Origin of the sequence: Streptomyces sp. NRRL B-24572 (genome assembly GCF_002156145.1) — a bacterium.
GTDB lineage: Bacteria > Actinomycetota > Actinomycetes > Streptomycetales > Streptomycetaceae > Streptomyces > Streptomyces vietnamensis.
The window spans coordinates 1-998 of record NZ_MWIG01000727.1 but is presented as its reverse complement, the minus strand read 5'-3'; the positions used below and the strand labels follow the sequence as shown (position 1 = coordinate 998).

The window sequence follows — 998 nt, the reverse complement described above, 5'->3', positions numbered from 1 at the left end:
GCGAGCCGGGCGCCCTGGATGCCGCGCAGCGCGGAGATCAGCTCCGGTACGGACTCGCCGATCCGGCGTGCGCCCGGTGCCGCGTCCGGGGGCAGGTCGTCGACCGCCGGGCAGGCCACGTACAGCACGGGAAGGCCCGCGGCGAGCGCCTCGACGATCGCGAGCCCGAAGGCCTCGTCGGGGGAGGTGGACACGAAGACGTCCATGGCGGAGAGGAGTTCGGGCAGCGTGGGCCCGAGCGGGGCGACGGCCGGCGGGTCCTCGCAGGCCCCGAAGAGCAGGATCCGGTCGGCGGCCCCGCACTCCCGGGCGATCCGGAGGAGTTCCTCGCGGTGCTCGCCCTCGCCGACGAGGAGCAGCCGGGCCTCCGGCACCGAGGCCACCGCCCGGACGAGCCGGTCGAACCGCTTCCCGGGGGCGAGCCGGCCGACGCCGCCGACGACGTACGCGTCCTCGGGGATGCCGAGGACGCCCCGGGTGAGGCGCCGGGCGCGCGCGTCGAAGGCGAACCGCCCGGTCTCGATGCCGTTCGGCACGATCCGGATGCGGTCCGGGGGCACTCCCCAGTCCGTGAGCCGGCGGGCGACGCTGGGCGAGACGGCGACCGTGGAGGTGCCGAGCCGCTCGGACGCCAGATAGAGCGCGCGGGTGCCCGCCGAGAGCGGCCGGCCCTCGATCTGCGTCTCGCCGAGGGAGTGCTCGGTGGCGATGACCCGGCGCACCCCGGCGAGCCGGGCCGCCGTCCTGCCGTACACGCACGCCCGGTAGAGGTGCGTGTGGACGAGGTCGTAGCGGCCCTGCCGGACGAGCCGGGCGAGCCGGGGCAGCGCCCCCAGGTCGCGGTTGCCCGTCATCCCGAGGTGGGTGACGGGCGTGCCGTCGGCCTCGATGCCCAGGGCCACCGCGCCCGGGTTGGTGAGCGTGACCACCTCGCTGCGCGTCGGCAGGTGGCGGAGCAGGAGCCGCAGCTGCTGCTCGGCGCCGCCGATGCCGAGGCC

The 998-nt window shown here is 76.9% G+C and carries 1 protein-coding gene; it reads right to left on the bottom strand.

Annotated features, from left to right (window positions below):
- A partial coding sequence (locus tag CCN56_RS34575) for a glycosyltransferase (protein WP_107484270.1) occupies positions 1-998 on the bottom strand: 998 nt, incomplete at both ends.